This is a genomic window from Bacillus luti (assembly GCF_001884105.1).
GTDB classification, from domain to species: domain Bacteria; phylum Bacillota; class Bacilli; order Bacillales; family Bacillaceae_G; genus Bacillus_A; species Bacillus_A luti.
Map to the genome: position 1 here is coordinate 37353 of NZ_MACI01000094.1, position 18571 is coordinate 55923.

Below are 18571 nucleotides of genomic sequence, written 5' to 3' on the forward strand. Positions count from 1 at the left end.
CTTGGCTTTTTTTACTATTTTTTGTTTATAATAATAATGGGTGAAATTATGATTAGAATTTGTGCAGTAACAAAAACAGATGAAGTATTGTATGATGTTTCGCTAGAAGAAACAACGAAAGACCATATTGTATGGTATTGGCTAGATTTATATAAGCCAACGAAAGAAGAGTATACTTATATTTTGCAAGATCATTTTAAGTTCCATCCCCTTGCAATTGAAGACTGTCTTGAATATGTACAGAGACCAAAAGTTGATTTCTATGATGGATATAACTTTTTAGTTCTTCACGCATTTGGAGAGGATGGGCTAGAACCACATGAAATCGATTTATTTGTTAGTGATCGCTATATTGTTTCTTTCCATTTTTCTCATAACAATGCGATTGAAAGAGTATGGAAAACGCTTGGAGAAAAGAAACGGATTAAGAAGGGCCCTTTACATGTAGCACATACGATTACGGACCAAATTGTAGATGATTATTTTGCGCCTGTGTATTACATCGAGGATCATTTAAATGCGATTGATGATAATTTAACAGGTGAGACTGCGGGAAGTGTATTAGAAGAAGTATTTGATATAAGGGCTGATTTATCTAAACTAAGGCGTACAATCATTCCGATGCGTGATTTATTGTATCGAATTTTAAATTCGACCCGTTTTTACGGTATAAGTGATCATGAGATTTATTTTAAAGATATACATGATCATTTGCTGAAGCTGACTGAAATGATTGAAGCGAGCCGAGAGTTAACGGCAGATATTCGGGATAGCTATTTTTCATTAAACTCGCACCATATGAATAATATTATGAAAACATTAACGGTTTTCTCTACTATTTTTATGCCATTAACATTTATTGCGGGAGTATATGGAATGAACTTCTCACATATGCCGGAGCTAGGCGGACAATATAGTTATTTTATTTGTCTGCTTCTAATGGCACTAATTGGCGGTGGAATGATGGCTTGGTTTTATAAAAAAGGATGGTTTAAGTAAAAAAACACCGAGGGGTTTCCTCGGTGTTTTTTAACCAATAGCATGTAATACAAACATTGCTAAGAATAAGCATGTAACGATATACATAGACGGTGCGACTTCTTTACGCTTTCCAAGAGCAACTTTTAAAATAGGATAAGCAATAAATCCGAACGCAATGCCATCAGCGATACTATATGTGAGCGGGATCATAACGATAATTAAAAACGCTGGAAAACCTTCTGAAAAATCGTTCAGAGGAATTTGTTGAATGCTCGTAATCATCAGCCCGCCAATAATAATTAAAATTGGTGCAATGGCACTATCAGGAATTAATTTGACAAACGGAAGCGCAAACAGTGATGCGAAAAATAACACCCCAGTAACGATAGACGTCAGACCTGTCTTGCCGCCTGCAGCAATACCTGCGGCACTCTCTACAGTTGAAACCGTAGGGCTTGTGCCAAATAGACCACATGTCATTGCTGAAATTGCATTGGCTTGGTAAGCACGCGGGAATTTACGGTCATCTTCTAATAAACCGTGCAATAGTCCCATGTTCTCAAAAATAAGCACCATGCTTAAGGAGAATGTTGCAATCCAAAATGGTAAGGAAGAAAGTTTTCCAAATGACATAGCTCCAAACACATCGCCATAATTAGCGAAGGAGAATGAACTATTTCCCACTTGACTTGTATCTACTAGACCAAATGCCCAAGCGATACCAGTTCCTATTGCAATCGTCCATAAAAAGTTTCCACGTACGTTACGAATAAATAATACAAGTGCAATGATAAGAGTAAGCACAGTCGCAAGAACGACAGGGTTACTTAATTTCCCCATTGCAACAGCAGTATTTGGATTCGAAACGACTAAACCACCTTTTTGCAATCCGATAAATGCTAAAAACAATCCGATGCCGACAGTAATAGCTTCCTTTAATGACTTTGGAATCGATACCGAGAGCACACGAGCGATTGGTGTAAAAGCAGCAATTGCAAAAATAATACCAGAGATGAAGACAGCTGCTAATGCTTCCTGCCAAGTTAAACCGAGCGTATGCACAGCAGTGTACGTGAAGAATGCATTTACACCCATACCAGGGACAAGAATAGCGGGTGCATTTGCCCAAAATGCCATAAGCAGACATCCGACGAATGAACTGAAAACAGTTGCTAAAATTCCGGCTTCAAGAGGAATGCCAGCATCTGATAAGATTGACGCATTTACAATCATAATATATACGATCGTGAAAAATGACGTAACCCCAGCTAAAACTTCTTGTTTTGGTGATGTTTCATGTAAACCTAATTTAAATGTTCTTTCAAGTATTCCTTTCATGTTAAACCTTCTTTTTCATATCCCTCTCCCACCCGTGATATCTCTTTTGTAAGAGCTCACCGACCTTTATTATATCAGAACATCATGTTTTTACAACAACGAAAATGATAACGTTTACTTATAAAAGAAATTATTTATAAATAAGTAAAAATGGCTCGTATTGTTGAAATGATTTCTAATTCTCCCGATTGAATAGGAGGGGCTGCTTGTGCATGTAAAGTAGCGTAGGACGTGACTTCCCGTGGTAATTGGGCAGACTCTTCAACGAATGAGAGTGGGACAGGATTAATGTTTAAATTATATGTACTCGCAATAGCACGAGCTTTTTCTACTGCTTGTTGCAGAGCTTGCATGAGGGCTTGCTCATAATATTTATTTGGATGAGATATTCGAAAGCGTAATCCTTTTGCTACGTTTGCCCCATTGGAAACGGCTATATCATATACTTCCCCTGCTTTTTGTACATTTAAAACGGTAATTTCATACAAATGCTCCACGCGGTATCCCTGAAGCAATGCTTTATCATTTACATATTCGTACTGAGGAGTAATTGTATACGAAATGGTTTCGATATCCTTGTCGGCAATACCTAGTTGTTTCAGTGCATCTAGCAATTGTTTTGATTGCACTGCATTTTCTTCTTGCGCTTGTTTTACATTTTTATGATCTGTTCGAATTCCGAGTGTTAATATGACAACGTTTGGTTTTGCTTTTACAACACCCTCACCTTGCACCGTAATGGTAGCTTCTTTACCAGTATTAGCTGTGCGTACGTTGTGTAAATAAGGATTCATTCCACCCTGCATTTTCCATCACCATCCTTTTTATATGTATATGTGTGAACAAAAAAGAAATTTATATGAAAAAAGTTACATAAATGAGAATGTTGAGGAAAGAAAGCATATACAACATAGGTATTTATAGATTATAATATGTGTAAATATGATAAAAAAGGGACGAGGCTAGTGAACGAAAAAAGAGAAACACTGATTTTAGAGTTATCCGGATCATTTAGAAAGATGATACGTTTATTACAAAATGATATTAATACACGTTTTGCAGAACATATGCCATATAATGAATTCTCTGTATTACGTGCGTTATTTTTAAAAAGTCCACAAATGGCTTCGCAAATTGCGAGTGAAGTAAACGTAACCTCCAGTCATATTACAGCTGTTACAGATCGTCTTGTACGAAAAGGGTTTGTAGAAAGAAAACGTTCAAACTCAGATCGTCGTATCGTGTATTTAGAAATTACAGAACACGGAAGAGAAGTAACTGAGAAACTTGAAGCTGTGCGTAAAGAATATTATAAAGAGAGATTTAAAGGTTGGAGCGACCAAGAAATAGAAATGGTGTTAGAGCTATTTGGCCGCGTATTATAATAAATGAGGATAGGAAGCGAAAGCTTTCCTATCCTTTTTCTTTTGAATAAAAACATTTTGAAACTCCAATACTTTAATTAAAAAGAATCGGAGTGAAAAATTATGAAACGTATTTTTGCGCTTTTCATTATGACTGGAAGCTTTTTCTGCTTTAATCAATTCGTGGATGCCGCAACGCCAATTCAAGTCGTTCAGAAAGAATTACAACATATTTCAAATAAGCAACCTGTCTTATATTCGAAACTATGGATTCGCTCTATGCAGAATACGATTTTATTTCATCATAGTGATAATGTACGGCATGAAGATACGATAAGCAATGTGACAAAGTCTTCTCTTGTAAAAGTAAAACAACTTCCACTTCAGAAAGCATCACAGTACATCCCGAGATTATCGCAGTATATTTCTAAATTTGAAGCTGAAAATGTGCAGGTGTATTATGTGGCGGCACGTTATGAAGTGAAAAAAGAGAACCCGTACCAATTAAATGGAATGAATTATTTTATGCAAGTGTTTATTCAACAAGGGGGAGAATGGAGAATTGCTGAAAGTATAGTTGCTCCGACAGATCAAATCGTAGCAAATGGTGACGGGTTTGGAACGAAGCAAGAAAAAGAGTATGGGAAAAAAAGAGAGAATGTGAAATAACCTCCTCATTATGAGGAGGTTATTTTATTTGAAATTCCAAGAGACTTTCCATTTTAATATTTTAGGTAGGAAGAAATACGTAATTAAACTAGTCCCCAAAAACCCAATGTAAAAATTGAGCAAGGAATGCGCGTCACTGAAAATTAAACCTCCAGTGATTCCAGCTAGTAGAATAGCACAAGTCAAAACTACTTTTTGTAATTTTGGATATAATAAGTAGTTACCATTTCGTTCATTGATTGAACGAACGTATAAATATATGCCGAGTGGTAATAAAATAATGATATGTGCTATAGGTCCAATCAATGTTTTTTCTGGCGGAATCTTTGTAAAGTTTGGTTCATTATGCCGCACTCCATTTGAGTCGGTATAAGCGCTTTGTGGATCATAATTAAATATAATCTGAAATTCTTCTGCAGGACTAGAAATACGTATCTTTTCCGTTATATTGTTTATTTTAGTGTAAATCTCTTCCCCATCCGCGTTTGAATGAACACTAATCACCCCTACGATAAGAGATGGAAGCAAGAATGGAAAGATGATCATAATGACAGAAATAACTCCCTGGGATACGATATTTCCAGCAAATGTTCCTATGCATAATGCAAGTGTATAAATAGCGATTAATACAATTAACATGTATATAAAGTAACTATGAAATGGGGAGAATACTTGATATTTATTATGAAAAGTCAACTTTTTCATAATAGCAAATAGTCCCCAGTTTAATACGACGATTGCTACAATGTTACAGATCCCAAACAACCACTTTGTTATATAGATGTGTGAACGTTTAAATGGCATAGACCATAGCAAGTCACTAGAGTTATTTTGTCTTTCCCAACCAATTAATGTACAAGCTAGAACGGTAAGTACACCACCTAACAGTAGGACAGGGTCTATAAGTGTTAAATCAAAGTGGTAGTGATATACATAGTTCCACTTTTTATTGTCATTTAGAAAGTATAGCTGTTGAATAGAAGCCATATAGTATTTATATGATAAAGTATAGAAGCTAACGAACCAAAACAACCATACAACATATTTACTTTGTTGATACGTTCTTAGCCATAGTGCTTTTTGAAACATAGGATCTCTCCTTTAAAAAACTTTATAATTTGTTAGGCGTGATAATACAACATAAGTAATGATTCCAGCGAGAAACAAACTAATATAGTAGTTAGGTAAGAAATAAAATTGGTTCATTTTATAGCCACCTAGTAATGCAAAGTAAATGGTTGTCACCCATATCCATAATTTTAAATGCTTTTGGAAAATAAATATTTTTTGACTGTTTTCGTTTGGTGATCGCATATATAAATATGTTCCAAGTAGTAAGTAAAAAATTGTATAGAAAATAGGGACTAGCATTGATTTTGCTGAATAATATTTATGAGATACTGGATTTCTTAAAGTAGTTGGATCGTCTTTCTTCTCAAGGTGTTCTGGATGATAGTTATAATCAATAGAAAAGCGATAAATTGGTGCAACTATATTTGTTTTTTGATTGATTTCATAAAGTTGTTGATCTAATTTATTATTTTTAGTATTTGTAGCATCTAAATGATTTATCGTAAAGGTGTACACTAGTGGAATAAATGTAAGTCCCATTAGTAGCCATGGAATACAAAAAGCGACTTGTGACACGATGCTTCCAGTAAAAGTACCGATACATAAAGCTGCTGTATAGACTGCAACATAAGAAACAATCGCATAAAGAAAGTATCGGTGAAATAGACTAAATGATTGATAATCAAAATGAATGGTTGTTCTATAAATAACATACATAAGAATCCAATTTATAAGTAACGAGCTTACAATACAAAAGGATCCGAAAGCCCATTTAGATAAGAAAATATTTTTTCTTTTAAACGGCATCGTCATAAGTAGTGTATTAGATTGGTTGCTACGTTCCCATCCTATCAATAAGCAGGCTAAAGCGATGATAAGAACTGTTAACAAAAAACTATTACCTTCTCCTGAAGAAAAGGAATAAAAATAATAATACTGTTTCCCTTTATCTTGTAATTCGTAATATTCAGCGAGTTCCATCTGAGCACTTCTATAGTAGCCAAAAGATAATAAGTAAAGCGAACTAAAGAAGAATAGTAACACAGCATATTTCCCGCGCTTCCAATTCCACATCCATAACGCCTTATGAAACATAGCCATCCCCCTCAAGTGTCGTGACGAAGACATCTTCAAGTGACATCGTCAATTCTTCAATGAGTATTGGTTGCTCTTTATAAAACTTCTCCAGTGTTGTAGATACATTTCCTTCGATTAAAATCGTATATACTTTTCCTGTTTGATTTAATATTTTAATATTGTTTAAGTTTTCTAGTTTTTGAGGTAATGAACGTTCGTAAGCTACTTGTATTTTTGCGAATCGTGATTTTGCATCGTCTAGTGATGTAATAGAAGATATAGTATGGCCTTTTAATATAATGATTGTATCTGCAATTTGTTCCACTTCATCTAAATGGTGAGTGGAGATGAAAATGGTAATCTCTTTTTCTGCAACCTCTCCAACGAGAAACTGTAAAATCTGTCTTTTCACGATAGGGTCAAGTCCGTTTGTCGGTTCATCTAAAATGATATATTCGGCCTTTGTAGAAACGGCTAAAATGATCGCAAGCAGTGCTTTCATTCCTTTTGAGTAACTACGAATTCGTTTGTTTGGTAAGTTAAAGCGTTCTAACAGTTCATAGAAATACTGTTCATCAAATGCTGTATAAACGGCTTTATAAAACTTTACAATTTCTTTTACTGTATATCCGTTCAGTATGTTAGTAGAATCTGGAACGTATACGATTTTTTGCTTTATTTCAGGACATTGATGAATGTTTCTATCTTCATATGTAACAGTCCCTGCATCAGGGTCTAAAATGCCGACCATCGTTCGTAATAAAGTTGTTTTTCCCGCACCGTTTCTTCCGAGCAATCCGACGATACTTCCTCTTTGTAATGTGAAAGAAACATCGTCTAAAATTGTTTGATTATCAATTGTTTTCTTCAGGCTTGTCACTTTCAGCATCCGAACTTCCTCCAATCTCTTTATAGTATGAATCTATCCAATCATGAATTTTATCTTTCGTAACACCAAGATAAGAGGCTTCTAATAGTAATTGATGAAATTGCTTTTCAACCATAGCGATTTTCCTTTCGTCTAATGTTGGGGTAATCGATTGGGATACAAATGTTCCTTTTCCTCGTAGTGTTTCAATAATCCCTTGTCGCTCTAACTCTTGATACGCTTTACTCACTGTATTTGGATTGATAACGAGTAAAGAAGCGAGCTCGCGTACAGAAGGAAGCTTATCACTTGGAGCTAACATGTTTTTCAATACGAGTTCTTTTATATTATGAACAATTTGTTCCCATATCGGAGTGTTGCTTCTTGGATCAAGTTGAATATGCAAGAGCAATGTCTCCTTTCTGATATGTATTAAGTGTACTACTGCGTGTAATACACTTAATACAATATCGGTAATGAATATATTTGTCAACTGAAAATAATAGAAAATTATGGTATTAAAAATTCGTAAATTGGAAAAAATAGGTTTGATATAGAATGGAGGGTTAGTCATGAAGCGAGTTTTTGGAATACTTGTTTGTTTCATGTTATTGCTTTCTGGTACTTCAGTGAGTTTTGCACAATCTGAGAAAACGAAACAGGAGAAAACAGAAGAAACCGCGCCGAAGTTAGCGGAACAAGCGTCGTCAGCAATCGTAATTGAACAAGATACAGGTAAAGTTTTATTTGATAAAAATCCAAATGAGAAGTTACCACCTGCCAGTATGACGAAGATTATGACAATGCTATTAATTATGGAACAAGTTGAAAAAGGAAAACTAAAACTGACAGATAAAGTTAGAGCAAGTGAGCATGCAGCTTCAATGGGTGGATCGCAAATCTTTTTAGAGCCTGGGGAAGAGATGACTGTAAATGAAATGCTAAAGGGTATTGCCATTGCATCTGGAAATGATGCGTCTGTTGCAGTAGCGGAGCATATCGCTGGTTCAGAAGAAGGTTTTGTAAATATGATGAACAAAAAAGCGAAAGATTTAGGACTGAAAAATACTCATTTTCAGAATCCGACAGGTCTCCCAGCCAAAGATCATTATTCCACAGCAAATGATATGGCAATTATGGCGAGAGAATTGATGAAGTACCCTCTTATTCGTAAATATACAGGTAAATATGAGGACTATTTACGTGAAGATACGGATAAGAAGTTTTGGCTCGTTAATACGAATAAATTAGTACGTTTTTATCCTGGAGTAGATGGAGTGAAAACGGGTTTTACGACGGAAGCGAAATATTGTTTAACTGCATCAGCTGAAAAAAATGGAATGCGTGTTATTTCAGTTGTTATGGGAGCACCTACATCTAAAGAACGGAACAATCAAGTGACGAAGCTTCTTGATTATGCGTTTGGTCAATATATGACAAAGAAAATGTATACGCGCGGTGAAAAAATTAAGACTGTACAAGTAGGAAAAGGTAAAAAGGAAAAAGTAGATTTAGTTGCGTCAGATAATGTGTCTCTTCTAATGAAGAAGGGCGAAAATATGGACAAAGTAAAACAAGAAGTAATCGCTGAAAAGAAAGTTAAGGCACCAATTAAAAAAGGTGATGCGCTTGGTACACTTGTTATTAAAAAAGATAAAGAGGTTTTATTAAAACAAACAATCGTAGCAAAAGAAGATGTTGCAGCAGCAAGCTGGTGGGAGTTATTTAAGAGAAGTTTTGGGATGTTTTCAACATCAAAATAGCGGCGGGAAATTTGCCGCTTTTCTGCTTGTTTGTACAGGAATAATTGCTGAAAAATTTCACATTATGGCGAAATAGTACTTCTTTTGTCAATAGGAAGGATTCTTATTCTCTGTCACGAAAATCTTATGTATGCTAATGAGTAAAGTTTGAGCATAAGGAGGAAATCGTGTGAGTCTTTCCATGCAATTAGAGGTAAAACGTGACGTCTTATGTGTGAGGTTAGCGGGTGAATTAGATCATCATACTGCTGAAGAGTTGCGAACGAAAGTAACAGATATGATTGAGACGCATGGTGTTCATCATATTGTTTTGAGCCTAGAGAATTTATCATTTATGGATAGTTCTGGTTTAGGTGTTATATTAGGCCGATATAAACATGTAAAGGGATTAGGTGGAGAAATGGTTGTTTGTGCAATCTCACCACCTGTTAAACGTTTATTTGAAATGTCAGGCCTATTCAAAATTGTTCGTTTAGAAGAAAGTGAAGCGCATGCGCTCGCGACGTTGGGGGTGGCATAAATGAGAAATGAAATGAACCTTCAATTTTCAGCGTTAAGTCAGAATGAATCATTCGCTCGTGTTACAGTAGCTGCTTTTATTGCACAACTAGACCCAACGATGGAAGAACTAACAGAGATTAAAACAGTTGTATCAGAAGCAGTTACAAATGCAATTATTCATGGGTACGAAGGAAATGCAGAAGGTGTTGTTTATATTTCAGTGATTTTGGAAGAAGCAATGGTGAAACTCACGATTCGAGATGAAGGAATTGGTATCTTTAACTTAGATGAAGCGAGACAACCCCTGTTTACAACTAAACCTGAATTAGAGCGTTCCGGAATGGGATTTACTATCATGGAAAATTTTATGGATGAAGTAGAAGTTATTTCAAACGAATCTTTCGGGACAACAATCCATTTGACAAAATACTTATCAAATAGTAACGCTCTATGCAATTAAGGAGAATAGCCTATGGACATAGAGGTCAAAAATGAGAAGAAGAAACCTCAGTTAAAGGACCACGAGCTAAAAGCGTTAATTCAAAAAAGTCAAGATGGAGATCAACGAGCAAGAGATACGATCGTTCAAAGTAATATGCGTCTCGTATGGTCGGTTGTGCAGCGGTTTCTGAACCGAGGATACGAACCAGACGACTTATTTCAAATTGGATGTATTGGACTCTTAAAATCGGTAGATAAATTTGATTTATCTTTCGACGTGAAATTTTCAACATATGCAGTTCCCATGATTATTGGAGAAATTCAACGATTTTTACGTGATGATGGATCGGTGAAAGTGAGTAGATCTTTAAAAGAAACAGGAAACAAAATTCGAAAGATGAGAGACGAGCTTTCAAAAGAATTTGGAAGAGCTCCAACGATTAATGAAGTAGCTGAGGCTCTGGAACTAACGCCAGAAGAAGTCGTTTTGGCACAAGAAGCGAGTCGTGCGCCTTCATCGATACATGAAACTGTGTATGAAAACGACGGGGATCCAATTACTATTTTAGATCAAATCGCAGATCAATCTGAGACGAAATGGTTTGATAAAATTGCTTTAAAAGAAGCGATTAGAGAATTGGATGAACGCGAACGTTTAATTGTGTATTTGCGCTATTATAAAGACCAAACACAATCAGAAGTAGCTGAGCGTATTGGTATTTCACAAGTGCAAGTGTCAAGACTTGAAAAGAAAATATTAAAACAGATGAAAGATCGAATAGATGAATAATTATCTATTCGATTTTTTTTATTGTCATGAAAAGGATAAGGTTACAACTATTTCTAAAAAATTGACAGAATTTATTGATAATTTAGTAAATTTAAAATATAATCCAAGTATGAACTTGTCACAAAGGGGGAAGGAAACATGGAAACGAGGCAACAATGGGGAACGAGGGCTGGATTTATTTTCGCAGCGGTCGGATCTGCCGTTGGATTAGGGAACATATGGCGTTTTCCTTATACAGCATATGAAAACGGAGGAGGCGCATTCTTTTTACCGTACTTATTCGCATTATTAACGACTGGTATTTCATTGTTAGCATTTGAATTTGCTCTCGGGCATCGTCATCGTGGTTCGGCGCCACTTACATTCTTCCGCATTCATCCACGTGCTGAATTTATTGGTTGGTGGCAAATGTGTGTAACGTTTATCGTATCAACATATTATGCTGTAATTATTGCTTGGTCTATTTCCTATACATACTTTGCAATTACTGGTGCATGGGGGAAAGACACGGAATCATTTTTATTTAAAGAATATTTACATGTTGCGGATAAACCAGGACAATTTGGAGGGCTTGTACCAGAAGTATTAATTCCACTAGCGCTCGTTTGGATTATTGTGCTTGGTGTTGCATTTAAAGGAGTTAAAAAAGGAATCGAAGTCGTTAACCGTATTTTTATTCCCTTACTAGTTGTGATGTTCCTGATTATCGTTGTTCGTGCAGTGACGATGGAAGGTGCGATGCAAGGTTTAGATGCATTCTTTAAACCGGATTGGAGTCGTATTTTTGATGGGAAAGTATGGCTTGCTGCTTACGGTCAAATTTTCTTTAGTTTATCGTTAGCATTTGGAATTATGATTACGTATTCTAGTTATTTACCGAAAAACTCAGATACAACAAATAATGCTTTTATTACAGGATTTGCAAATTCAGGATTCGAATTATTAGCAGGTATTGGTGTTTTTGCAGCTCTTGGATTTATGGCGAACAATATGGGGGTACCAGTTGATAAAGTTGCAAGTGCTGGTGTAGGTCTTGCATTTGTCGTATTCCCGCAAATTATAAATGAGTTACCGATGTCATCGTTATTTGGCGTATTATTTTTCTTATCTTTAACTGTTGCTGGAATTACATCACTCATTTCACTTGCAGAAGTATGCTTTGCTGCTGTATCTGAAAAATTCAGCTTAAGTCGCCAAAAGACGATTGGAATTATGGGAACACTTCTTGTGTTAGTTTCTCTTGTTTTTGCAACACGTGGTGGACTTATGTTCCTAGATGTTGTAGATTATTTCGCTAACAATTTTGGATTGATTTCAATAGCACTTGTGGAAGTAGTGACAATCGGACTGTTTCTACGCCGCTTACCAGTTTATCAAAATCACGCAAACTTCGTATCTGATATAAAGTTAGGGACGTTTTGGAGAGTGAGTTTACTCGTTATTACCCCGCTTATGTTAGGATACATGTTAATTGATGGTATAATCCAAAATATTAAAAAGAACTATGGAGATTATCCAACAGAGTTCGTCGTAACATATGGTTGGTCAATTGCAGCAGCGTTCCTTATCGTTGCGCTAATCATTAGTCTAAAGAAATGGAATGCACAAATACATTCGGATTCTGCTAAGCTTGAAAAAGAATGGAAAGATCGAGGTGTTTCATAATGAGTGGATCAGCGATTATGATGATGGTCATTGGTATTGTAATCATTTGGGGAGGGCTTGCATTAAGTATCGCAAATTTATTCAAGAAAAAGGCATAAGTTAAAAAACATCTGTACCGAAACGGTACAGATGTTTTTTTATGAAAAATTGTATGAGAAAAAAATCCAATAACCATACTACAACTACGAGGAAGAGTGAAGAGGTGAATGTAGATTGGAACGAACTATATATATTAAAATGCGCAACCGCTTAAAAGTTTCTCCTTCGTATGAAGTGAAGCTAGGTGATGTTGCTCAGCTTGCTGGAGATGCTTTCGTAGTTGAAGCGTTACAAAATGAGATTGTTTACAAAATAACAGCACATGATAAGACGCATGTTGTAATTGATGTTATGAAGATAATTGAGATCATTAGGCGAAAAGCGGCTCACATACAAATTAATTTAATCGGTTCTGGACAAACTCTTGTTGAAATTATTTATGAAAAAAAGAAAGTGCACCCAGTCTTCTTTGGACTTGTATGGTTATTACTTTTTATTGGAGCAGCTCTTGCAATCATTTATTTCCATGAGGATGTAAGTATGCAGCAAGTACATCAACGGTTATATTACATGATTACTGGAGAGTTTAAGGAGCAACCACTATTATTTCAAGTTCCATATTCAGTTGGCCTTGGATTAGGTATGGTTTTATTTTTTAATCATGTATTTCAAAAGCGAATTAATGAAGAGCCGAGTCCGTTAGAAGTCGAGATGTTTCAATATCAACAAGCGCTTGATCAATATGTAATTGTGAACGAAAACAAGGATAACACGAAACAGCTTGCCGATGATTGAATGTGGGTTTGTTATATTAATTGGTTTAGCTGGCGGGATTGCAGTAGGGAGCGGGTATGTTGCCTTTTTGGCTGTACTTGGTATAATCCCTCGTTTAGCTCAACTAACGAGAAGTGGAAAACATATTCAATATTTTGAGTGGGCCGTCATTTCGGGTACTTTAACAGGGGCTTGGTGTAGTTTGAAAAACATTACATTTCAAACATCGCAATATTGGCTTGTAATATTAGGATTATTTTGTGGCACATTCATTGGAATGCTTGCTGCAGCATTAACAGAAGTATTAAATGTTTTACCTATTTTAGCGAAACGAGTTGGGGTAGAGGGGAAAATTGTTATTTTACTCGTTGCTCTTGTACTTGGAAAAGTAATAGGCTCATTGTTTCACTGGATTTATTTCGTAAAGTAGGAGGCATATTAATGACAACGCGAAAATTGAAAGATGATTACATAAATAAAGTGAAAGAGTATCATCCAAAACCAAACTATTTGCTAAATTGTGTGAAGGCATTTCTTGTAGGGGGGCTCATTTGTACAGTCGGAGAAGTATTGATGAAATTTTATATACATTATTTTCACTTTAGTGAACAAGAGGCAGGAAATCCGACAGTTGCAACTCTTGTTTTATTATCAGCGATTTTAACAGGATGTGGTGTATATGATAAAATCGGTCAATTTGCTGGAGCAGGATCGGCAGTTCCAGTTACTGGATTTGCGAATTCTATGGCGAGTGCTGCGCTAGAACATAAGAGTGAGGGCATTGTTCTAGGGATTGCTACAAACATGTTTAAGCTTGCTGGAAGTGTTATCGTGTTTGGCGTCGTTGGAGCATATATTATCGGATTAATAAGGTACACTTTTAACATTTTTATGTCTTAAAGGAGGGGCGAATATGAGGTTGACCGGGAAACAAACGTGGGTATTTCAAAATGATATTTATGTGAATGCAACCGGTACTGCTGTCGGTCCGAAAGAAGCTGAAGGCCCTCTTGGAAAGGATTTTGACATTTCATATGATGATTTACATTGTGGAGAAGAAAACTGGGAACTTGCTGAACGAAGATTAATGTCAGATTCAATTCAACAAGCAGTGCAAAAAGGGAATATAAAAACATCGGAAATTGATTTCTTTTTAGCTGGTGATTTATTAAATCAAACAGTGACAGCAAATTATGTTGCTCGGGAGTTTGGCATCCCTTTTTTAGGAATGTTTAGCGCTTGTGCAACGTCAATGGAAACTTTAGCGGTCGGATCAGCTTTTATAGACGGTGGATTTGCCAATCGTATCTTAGCTACAGTAAGCAGTCATAATGCAACGGCTGAAAGGCAATTTCGTTATCCAACAGAGTACGGGGGACAAAAGCCGGGAACAGCAAATTCAACTGTTACAGGTGCGGGATCCATATTAATTAGCAAAGAAAAAAGTGCCATTAAAATTACGGCAGCTACGATTGGGAAAGTACAGGATTTAGGAATAGCGAATCCTTTAGATATGGGATCAGCGATGGCGCCAGCTGCTGCTCATACAATTCAACAGCATTTTGAAGATTTGGGGAGGAGTGCAGCTGACTACGATTTGATTGTTACAGGTGATTTATCAGGTGTTGGAACCCCACTCGCGAAGCAACTATTATTGGAAGAAGGTTACGAACTTGGGCATATATACACTGATTGTGGATTAATGATTTATGATTCCGGTCAAGAAGAAGTATTTGCGGGTGGTAGTGGCTGTGCTTGTTCAGCTGTTGTCACATATGGTCATTTATTACGAGAGATGCAAAAAGGGAATTTACAACGAATTTTTGTCGTTGCAACCGGTGCGCTATTAAGTCCGATGATGATGCAGCAGAAAGAAACGATTCCGACAATTGCACATGGTGTCGTATTTGAAAGAGTGAAAGGAGAGTGAAATGTGGATTTTATATATGCATTTCTTGTAGGTGGCGCTATTTGTGTAATTGGACAAATATTGTTAGATTTCGCAAAGTTAACCCCAGCGCATTTAATGGCAACCTTTGTAGTTATCGGAGCGATTTTAGATGGATTTGGATTGTACGATAAGCTTATAAAGTTTGCGGGTGCTGGGGCAACAGTTCCTATTACAAGCTTTGGTCATTCACTATTGCACGGAGCGATGCATGCGGCAGAGGAACACGGTTATTTAGGAATTGGTATTGGCATGTTTAGTTTAACGTCTGCGGGCATTTCCGCAGCGATATTATTTTCATTTTTTGTAGCACTTATATGTAAACCGAAAGGATAAAATCAAATGAGACGAAGGGTTGTTTTGGTTACAGATGGAGATGAATATGCAAAGCGGACAATTGAGCTGTTAACAAAAGAATTTGGGGGAAGGTGTATTTCAGCATCGCAAAGCAATCCAACCAAATTGACAGGGAAGAAAGTTGTTGAGCTTATTATGCAAACGCCATATGACCCTGTATTTGTCATGTTTGATGACAGTGGATTTATTGGAGAAGGTTCTGGTGAAAAAGCTTTAAAATATGTAGCAACACATAAACAAATTGATGTGCTGGGTATATTAGCAGTAGCGTCTAATACACATCATTGGGAATGGGCGCGAGTAGACGTAAGTGTGGATAGAGACGGGAATTTAACGGAATACGGTGTTGATAAATTTGGTTTACCAGATGGTGAGGTTGGCAGGATTAGCGGAGATACGATTTATTGTTTAGATGATTTAAATGTGCCTGTCATTGTTGGTGTTGGGGATATTGGCAAGATGTGTGGTAATGATGAATGGGAGAGAGGATCACCTATTACTAAAAAAGCAATTCAATTAATTTTGGAAAGGAGCGGGTTTTATGACGAAGCCTAAAAAAGTGAATATACCTATCTCAACTTTCATAAGCGATAATGAAAATTATTTAAAGCAGACGGTTGGGTTAGGTGTTACATACGATGTTGGTATTCGTAAATTTCAAATTTTAAATAAAGAAATTGGTGTGTTATTTGTAAACGGACTTTGTGATACAAATTATATTATCCCTATTTTAGAAGAAGCAGTGGATACAAATGAAATAAGAGATGTAGAAGAAGATACAGTGAAGCTTTTAGAGAATCGTTTAATTCATCAGCAAGTAAGTAAAGTGAAAACGATGGATGAAGTAATGCTCCAAGTATTATCGGGACTCATTATTATATTTGTGGAAGGTGAAACGGAAGCGTTCGCAATAGATGTTCGTAGTTATCCTGGCCGGACGCCGACAGAACCAGATACAGAAAAGGTAGTACGTGGTGCAAGGGATGGATTTGTTGAAAATATCGTTGTAAATACAGCGTTAATTCGTAGAAGAATACGCGACCCACGTCTCCGAAATGAAATGGTTCGAGTAGGGGATAGATCACAAACGGATATTTGTATTACATATGTACAAGATGTTGCAAATCCAGATTTAGTTAAGATAATAAAACAAGAATTAACTAGTATTGAAATAGATGGGATTACGATGGCGGATAAAACGGTAGAGGAATTTGTCGTTAAACAAGGTTATAATCCATTCCCGCTTATTCGATATACAGAAAGACCAGATGTAGCAGCGAATCATCTACTAGAAGGACATGTATTAGTACTCGTTGACACGTCACCAAGTGCTATGATCACTCCAACAACATATTTCCACCATTTACAGCATGCGGAAGAGTTTAGACAAAATCCAGCTGTAGGTACATTTTTACGTTGGGTACGTTTTTTAGGTGTTATATTTTCGCTGTTCTTACTACCATTTTGGTTAGTTTTTGTTTTTGATCCAACTCTTTTACCGGAAAGTCTTGCTTTCATTGGGCCAAACAAGATGACGCATTTACCAATTTTATTACAAATTTTGATGGCCGAAATCGGACTTGAATTTTTAAGGATGGCTGCCATTCATACACCAACATCATTGTCGTCTGCAGCAGGATTAATTTCTGCCATATTAATTGGTCAAATTGCAATTGATGTAGGTTTGTTTGTACCAGAAGTTATTTTGTACGTAGCAGTTTCTATGATTGGAGCATATGCAACACCAAGTTATGAGCTAGGGCTTGGTAATAAGATTGGAAAACTATTTGTAATTATTTTGACAGGCATATTTCATGAAATGGGATTTGTAGTCGGAATGACTATATTGATTTTATTCTTAACGTCTATAAAAAGTTTACAAACACCGTATTTATGGCCATTTTTACCATTTGATTGGGGCGCATTAACAAAAATTTTACTCCGTCCAACGATGTCTAGTTTAAAAGTACGACCAAGTATTGTAAAACCTCAAAATGTAAAAAGACAAAAATAAACGGGATTATACACCCGTTTATTTTTTTATCGAAAATTTATTGTTTTTTAACAAAAATCAAACATTTTTTGTGTACACTTAGAGTAGACATTGTGTATGGAAGGGGAAGAGGACATGATTAAATTATTTGTAAGTGATTTAGATGATACGCTCGTTTACAAGGTGAATCATATGCAAAAAGAAGATGAACGGGCAATTTGTTGGTTAGCCGAAAAAGGGACAAATATTTGTTTTGCCTCTGGTCGTTTTACGCACAGAATTGAAGAAGTCGTAAAAAGGTTTGCATTCCCATACTACACAACTGGTTTAAATGGGGCAACAATGTTACTGCCAGATGGAACCGTATTTCATGAATCGAGTTTTGAAGAGCAGGTTGCCCAGGAAATATATCGATATATACATAAAAAGGGGCTAGCGGATATTGTTTGTGCAAATGAGCAGCGATATACAAAAAGAAAGAATGAAAATCATCATTCTTTTGAAGCGTATATGGGTGTGCATATTGCTGAGATAGAACAGTTAGAAGATGAATTTGGGAAAACAGTACATCCAGCGAAATTATTTGTATTTGGGGAAGAAGAAAAAATTATAGCGTTAGATCAAGAGTTACGGGATACTTTTCATGGCGAAGCAGAGGTCTTTATATCAGGTAAACGCTATGTTGATATTATGCCAAGGGGCGTAAGTAAGGGAAGTGCCCTCAAGCGACTAATGGAACATTTACAAATTGAAGCGAATGAAGTTGCATGTATTGGAGATTCTTTTAATGACATTTCTATGTTTGAAGTAACCCCGCACTCTTTTAGCCTTCATCATGCTCACCCGTATGTGAAGGGGAAAGCGAGTCATGTTGTTCGTTCGGTTGAAGAAGCGGTTATGAAATTACCATTACTTGTATAAAAAAAGAAGCT

The 18571-nt window shown here is 36.2% G+C and carries 23 protein-coding genes; 17 read left to right on the forward strand and 6 right to left on the reverse strand.

The window, feature by feature from the left end; genetic code table 11:
- Positions 1–36: 36 nt before the first annotated feature.
- Positions 37–999: a magnesium/cobalt transporter CorA gene (gene corA, locus BAQ48_RS24135; RefSeq protein WP_071713169.1), complete on the forward strand. Its 963-nt coding sequence runs from the start codon at positions 37–39 to the stop codon at positions 997–999.
- Positions 1000–1029: 30 nt separating this feature from the next.
- Here corA and BAQ48_RS24140 read toward each other — a convergent pair whose 3' ends face one another.
- Together BAQ48_RS24140 and BAQ48_RS24145 are read right to left on the reverse strand one after the other, a co-directional pair.
- Positions 1030–2319 (reverse strand): NCS2 family permease, encoded by a 1290-nt coding sequence (locus tag BAQ48_RS24140; protein WP_071713100.1) that lies wholly within the window; start codon positions 2317–2319, stop codon positions 1030–1032.
- A gap of 134 nt (positions 2320–2453) precedes the next feature.
- Positions 2454–3125, reverse strand: a complete 672-nt coding sequence (locus BAQ48_RS24145) for an SIMPL domain-containing protein (protein WP_071713101.1) — start codon at positions 3123–3125, stop codon at positions 2454–2456.
- A 159-nt stretch (positions 3126–3284) separates the two neighbouring features.
- Here BAQ48_RS24145 and BAQ48_RS24150 point away from each other — a divergent pair, with 159 nt between their 5' ends.
- Positions 3285–3704, forward strand: a complete 420-nt coding sequence (locus BAQ48_RS24150; protein ID WP_001003309.1) for a MarR family winged helix-turn-helix transcriptional regulator — start codon at positions 3285–3287, stop codon at positions 3702–3704.
- Between the two features lie 102 nt (positions 3705–3806).
- The gene (locus BAQ48_RS24155; RefSeq protein WP_071713102.1) at positions 3807–4352 is read left to right on the forward strand and encodes a hypothetical protein; all 546 of its coding nucleotides are present in this window, start codon (positions 3807–3809) and stop codon (positions 4350–4352) included.
- Between the two features lie 24 nt (positions 4353–4376).
- Here BAQ48_RS24155 and BAQ48_RS24160 read toward each other — a convergent pair whose 3' ends face one another.
- The 4 genes from BAQ48_RS24160 to BAQ48_RS24175 are packed head-to-tail and all read right to left on the reverse strand — an operon-like array spanning position 4377 to position 7774.
- A complete protein-coding gene (locus BAQ48_RS24160; protein WP_071713103.1) occupies positions 4377–5441 on the reverse strand; it encodes an ABC-2 transporter permease in 1065 nt (354 codons plus the stop codon).
- Positions 5442–5453: 12 nt separating this feature from the next.
- Positions 5454–6518, reverse strand: a complete 1065-nt coding sequence (locus BAQ48_RS24165; RefSeq protein WP_071713104.1) for an ABC transporter permease — start codon at positions 6516–6518, stop codon at positions 5454–5456.
- Entirely contained in the window at positions 6508–7389 is an 882-nt protein-coding gene (locus BAQ48_RS24170; protein WP_071713105.1) for an ABC transporter ATP-binding protein, read from the reverse strand. The genes BAQ48_RS24165 and BAQ48_RS24170 overlap by 11 nt, the downstream gene beginning before the upstream one ends.
- Positions 7355–7774 (reverse strand): GntR family transcriptional regulator, encoded by a 420-nt coding sequence (locus BAQ48_RS24175; protein WP_071713106.1) that lies wholly within the window; start codon positions 7772–7774, stop codon positions 7355–7357. Before BAQ48_RS24175 ends, BAQ48_RS24170 begins: the two co-directional genes overlap by 35 nt.
- Before the next feature lie 166 nt (positions 7775–7940).
- On the opposite strand from BAQ48_RS24175, the gene dacF reads away from it, so the two are divergent.
- The 14 genes from dacF to BAQ48_RS24250 all read left to right on the forward strand — a co-directional run bounded on the left by dacF (position 7941) and on the right by BAQ48_RS24250 (position 18560).
- Positions 7941–9131, forward strand: a complete 1191-nt coding sequence (gene dacF / locus BAQ48_RS24185) for a serine-type D-Ala-D-Ala carboxypeptidase DacF (RefSeq protein WP_071713107.1) — start codon at positions 7941–7943, stop codon at positions 9129–9131.
- 169 nt (positions 9132–9300) lie between these two features.
- Positions 9301–9651: an anti-sigma F factor antagonist gene (gene spoIIAA, locus BAQ48_RS24190; RefSeq protein WP_000059133.1), complete on the forward strand. Its 351-nt coding sequence runs from the start codon at positions 9301–9303 to the stop codon at positions 9649–9651.
- Positions 9652–10092, forward strand: coding sequence for an anti-sigma F factor (gene spoIIAB, locus BAQ48_RS24195; RefSeq protein ID WP_001243400.1), 441 nt, complete (start codon positions 9652–9654; stop codon positions 10090–10092).
- Positions 10093–10104: 12 nt separating this feature from the next.
- Positions 10105–10863: an RNA polymerase sporulation sigma factor SigF gene (sigF, locus tag BAQ48_RS24200; RefSeq protein WP_000350731.1), complete on the forward strand. Its 759-nt coding sequence runs from the start codon at positions 10105–10107 to the stop codon at positions 10861–10863.
- A gap of 138 nt (positions 10864–11001) precedes the next feature.
- On the forward strand, positions 11002–12528 hold the full coding sequence (locus tag BAQ48_RS24205; RefSeq protein ID WP_071713108.1) for a sodium-dependent transporter: 1527 nt from the start codon (positions 11002–11004) through the stop codon (positions 12526–12528).
- Entirely contained in the window at positions 12528–12626 is a 99-nt protein-coding gene (locus tag BAQ48_RS24210) for a methionine/alanine import family NSS transporter small subunit (RefSeq protein WP_071713109.1), read from the forward strand. Before BAQ48_RS24205 ends, BAQ48_RS24210 begins: the two co-directional genes overlap by 1 nt.
- A gap of 115 nt (positions 12627–12741) precedes the next feature.
- Entirely contained in the window at positions 12742–13362 is a 621-nt protein-coding gene (locus BAQ48_RS24215; protein WP_071713110.1) for a stage V sporulation protein AA, read from the forward strand.
- Positions 13355–13771 carry a stage V sporulation protein SpoVAB gene (gene spoVAB, locus BAQ48_RS24220; RefSeq protein WP_071713111.1) on the forward strand — a complete coding sequence of 139 codons (417 nt, stop codon included), beginning with the start codon at positions 13355–13357 and terminating at the stop codon, positions 13769–13771. The genes BAQ48_RS24215 and spoVAB overlap by 8 nt, the downstream gene beginning before the upstream one ends.
- Positions 13772–13782: 11 nt before the next feature.
- Positions 13783–14241 carry a stage V sporulation protein AC gene (gene spoVAC, locus BAQ48_RS24225; protein ID WP_071713112.1) on the forward strand — a complete coding sequence of 153 codons (459 nt, stop codon included), beginning with the start codon at positions 13783–13785 and terminating at the stop codon, positions 14239–14241.
- Between the two features lie 13 nt (positions 14242–14254).
- A complete protein-coding gene (gene spoVAD, locus BAQ48_RS24230) occupies positions 14255–15271 on the forward strand; it encodes a stage V sporulation protein AD (RefSeq protein WP_071713113.1) in 1017 nt (338 codons plus the stop codon).
- A gap of 3 nt (positions 15272–15274) precedes the next feature.
- Positions 15275–15625, forward strand: coding sequence for a stage V sporulation protein AE (gene spoVAE / locus BAQ48_RS24235; protein WP_071713114.1), 351 nt, complete (start codon positions 15275–15277; stop codon positions 15623–15625).
- Between the two features lie 6 nt (positions 15626–15631).
- On the forward strand, positions 15632–16201 hold the full coding sequence (spoVAEA, locus tag BAQ48_RS24240) for a stage V sporulation protein SpoVABEA (protein ID WP_033665248.1): 570 nt from the start codon (positions 15632–15634) through the stop codon (positions 16199–16201).
- Positions 16188–17660, forward strand: a complete 1473-nt coding sequence (gene spoVAF / locus BAQ48_RS24245; RefSeq protein ID WP_000165605.1) for a spore germination protein SpoVAF — start codon at positions 16188–16190, stop codon at positions 17658–17660. The genes spoVAEA and spoVAF overlap by 14 nt, the downstream gene beginning before the upstream one ends.
- Positions 17661–17756: 96 nt before the next feature.
- Positions 17757–18560, forward strand: coding sequence for an HAD family hydrolase (locus tag BAQ48_RS24250; RefSeq protein ID WP_071713115.1), 804 nt, complete (start codon positions 17757–17759; stop codon positions 18558–18560).
- Positions 18561–18571: the final 11 nt, after the last annotated feature.

Coding starts and splice junctions, on each gene's coding strand:
- corA (WP_071713169.1), top strand. CDS start 37: ATGGGTGAAATTATGATTAGAATTTGTGCAGTAACAAAAACAGATGAA.
- spoVAB (WP_071713111.1), top strand. CDS start 13,355: ATGATTGAATGTGGGTTTGTTATATTAATTGGTTTAGCTGGCGGGATT.
- spoVAD (WP_071713113.1), top strand. CDS start 14,255: ATGAGGTTGACCGGGAAACAAACGTGGGTATTTCAAAATGATATTTAT.
- BAQ48_RS24210 (WP_071713109.1), top strand. CDS start 12,528: ATGAGTGGATCAGCGATTATGATGATGGTCATTGGTATTGTAATCATT.
- BAQ48_RS24160 (WP_071713103.1), bottom strand. CDS start 5,441: ATGTTTCAAAAAGCACTATGGCTAAGAACGTATCAACAAAGTAAATAT.
- BAQ48_RS24155 (WP_071713102.1), top strand. CDS start 3,807: ATGAAACGTATTTTTGCGCTTTTCATTATGACTGGAAGCTTTTTCTGC.
- BAQ48_RS24170 (WP_071713105.1), bottom strand. CDS start 7,389: ATGCTGAAAGTGACAAGCCTGAAGAAAACAATTGATAATCAAACAATT.
- dacF (WP_071713107.1), top strand. CDS start 7,941: ATGAAGCGAGTTTTTGGAATACTTGTTTGTTTCATGTTATTGCTTTCT.
- BAQ48_RS24140 (WP_071713100.1), bottom strand. CDS start 2,319: ATGAAAGGAATACTTGAAAGAACATTTAAATTAGGTTTACATGAAACA.
- BAQ48_RS24165 (WP_071713104.1), bottom strand. CDS start 6,518: ATGTTTCATAAGGCGTTATGGATGTGGAATTGGAAGCGCGGGAAATAT.
- spoVAEA (WP_033665248.1), top strand. CDS start 15,632: ATGAGACGAAGGGTTGTTTTGGTTACAGATGGAGATGAATATGCAAAG.
- spoIIAB (WP_001243400.1), top strand. CDS start 9,652: ATGAGAAATGAAATGAACCTTCAATTTTCAGCGTTAAGTCAGAATGAA.
- sigF (WP_000350731.1), top strand. CDS start 10,105: ATGGACATAGAGGTCAAAAATGAGAAGAAGAAACCTCAGTTAAAGGAC.
- spoVAF (WP_000165605.1), top strand. CDS start 16,188: ATGACGAAGCCTAAAAAAGTGAATATACCTATCTCAACTTTCATAAGC.
- BAQ48_RS24250 (WP_071713115.1), top strand. CDS start 17,757: ATGGAAGGGGAAGAGGACATGATTAAATTATTTGTAAGTGATTTAGAT.
- BAQ48_RS24205 (WP_071713108.1), top strand. CDS start 11,002: ATGGAAACGAGGCAACAATGGGGAACGAGGGCTGGATTTATTTTCGCA.
- BAQ48_RS24145 (WP_071713101.1), bottom strand. CDS start 3,125: ATGCAGGGTGGAATGAATCCTTATTTACACAACGTACGCACAGCTAAT.
- spoVAC (WP_071713112.1), top strand. CDS start 13,783: ATGACAACGCGAAAATTGAAAGATGATTACATAAATAAAGTGAAAGAG.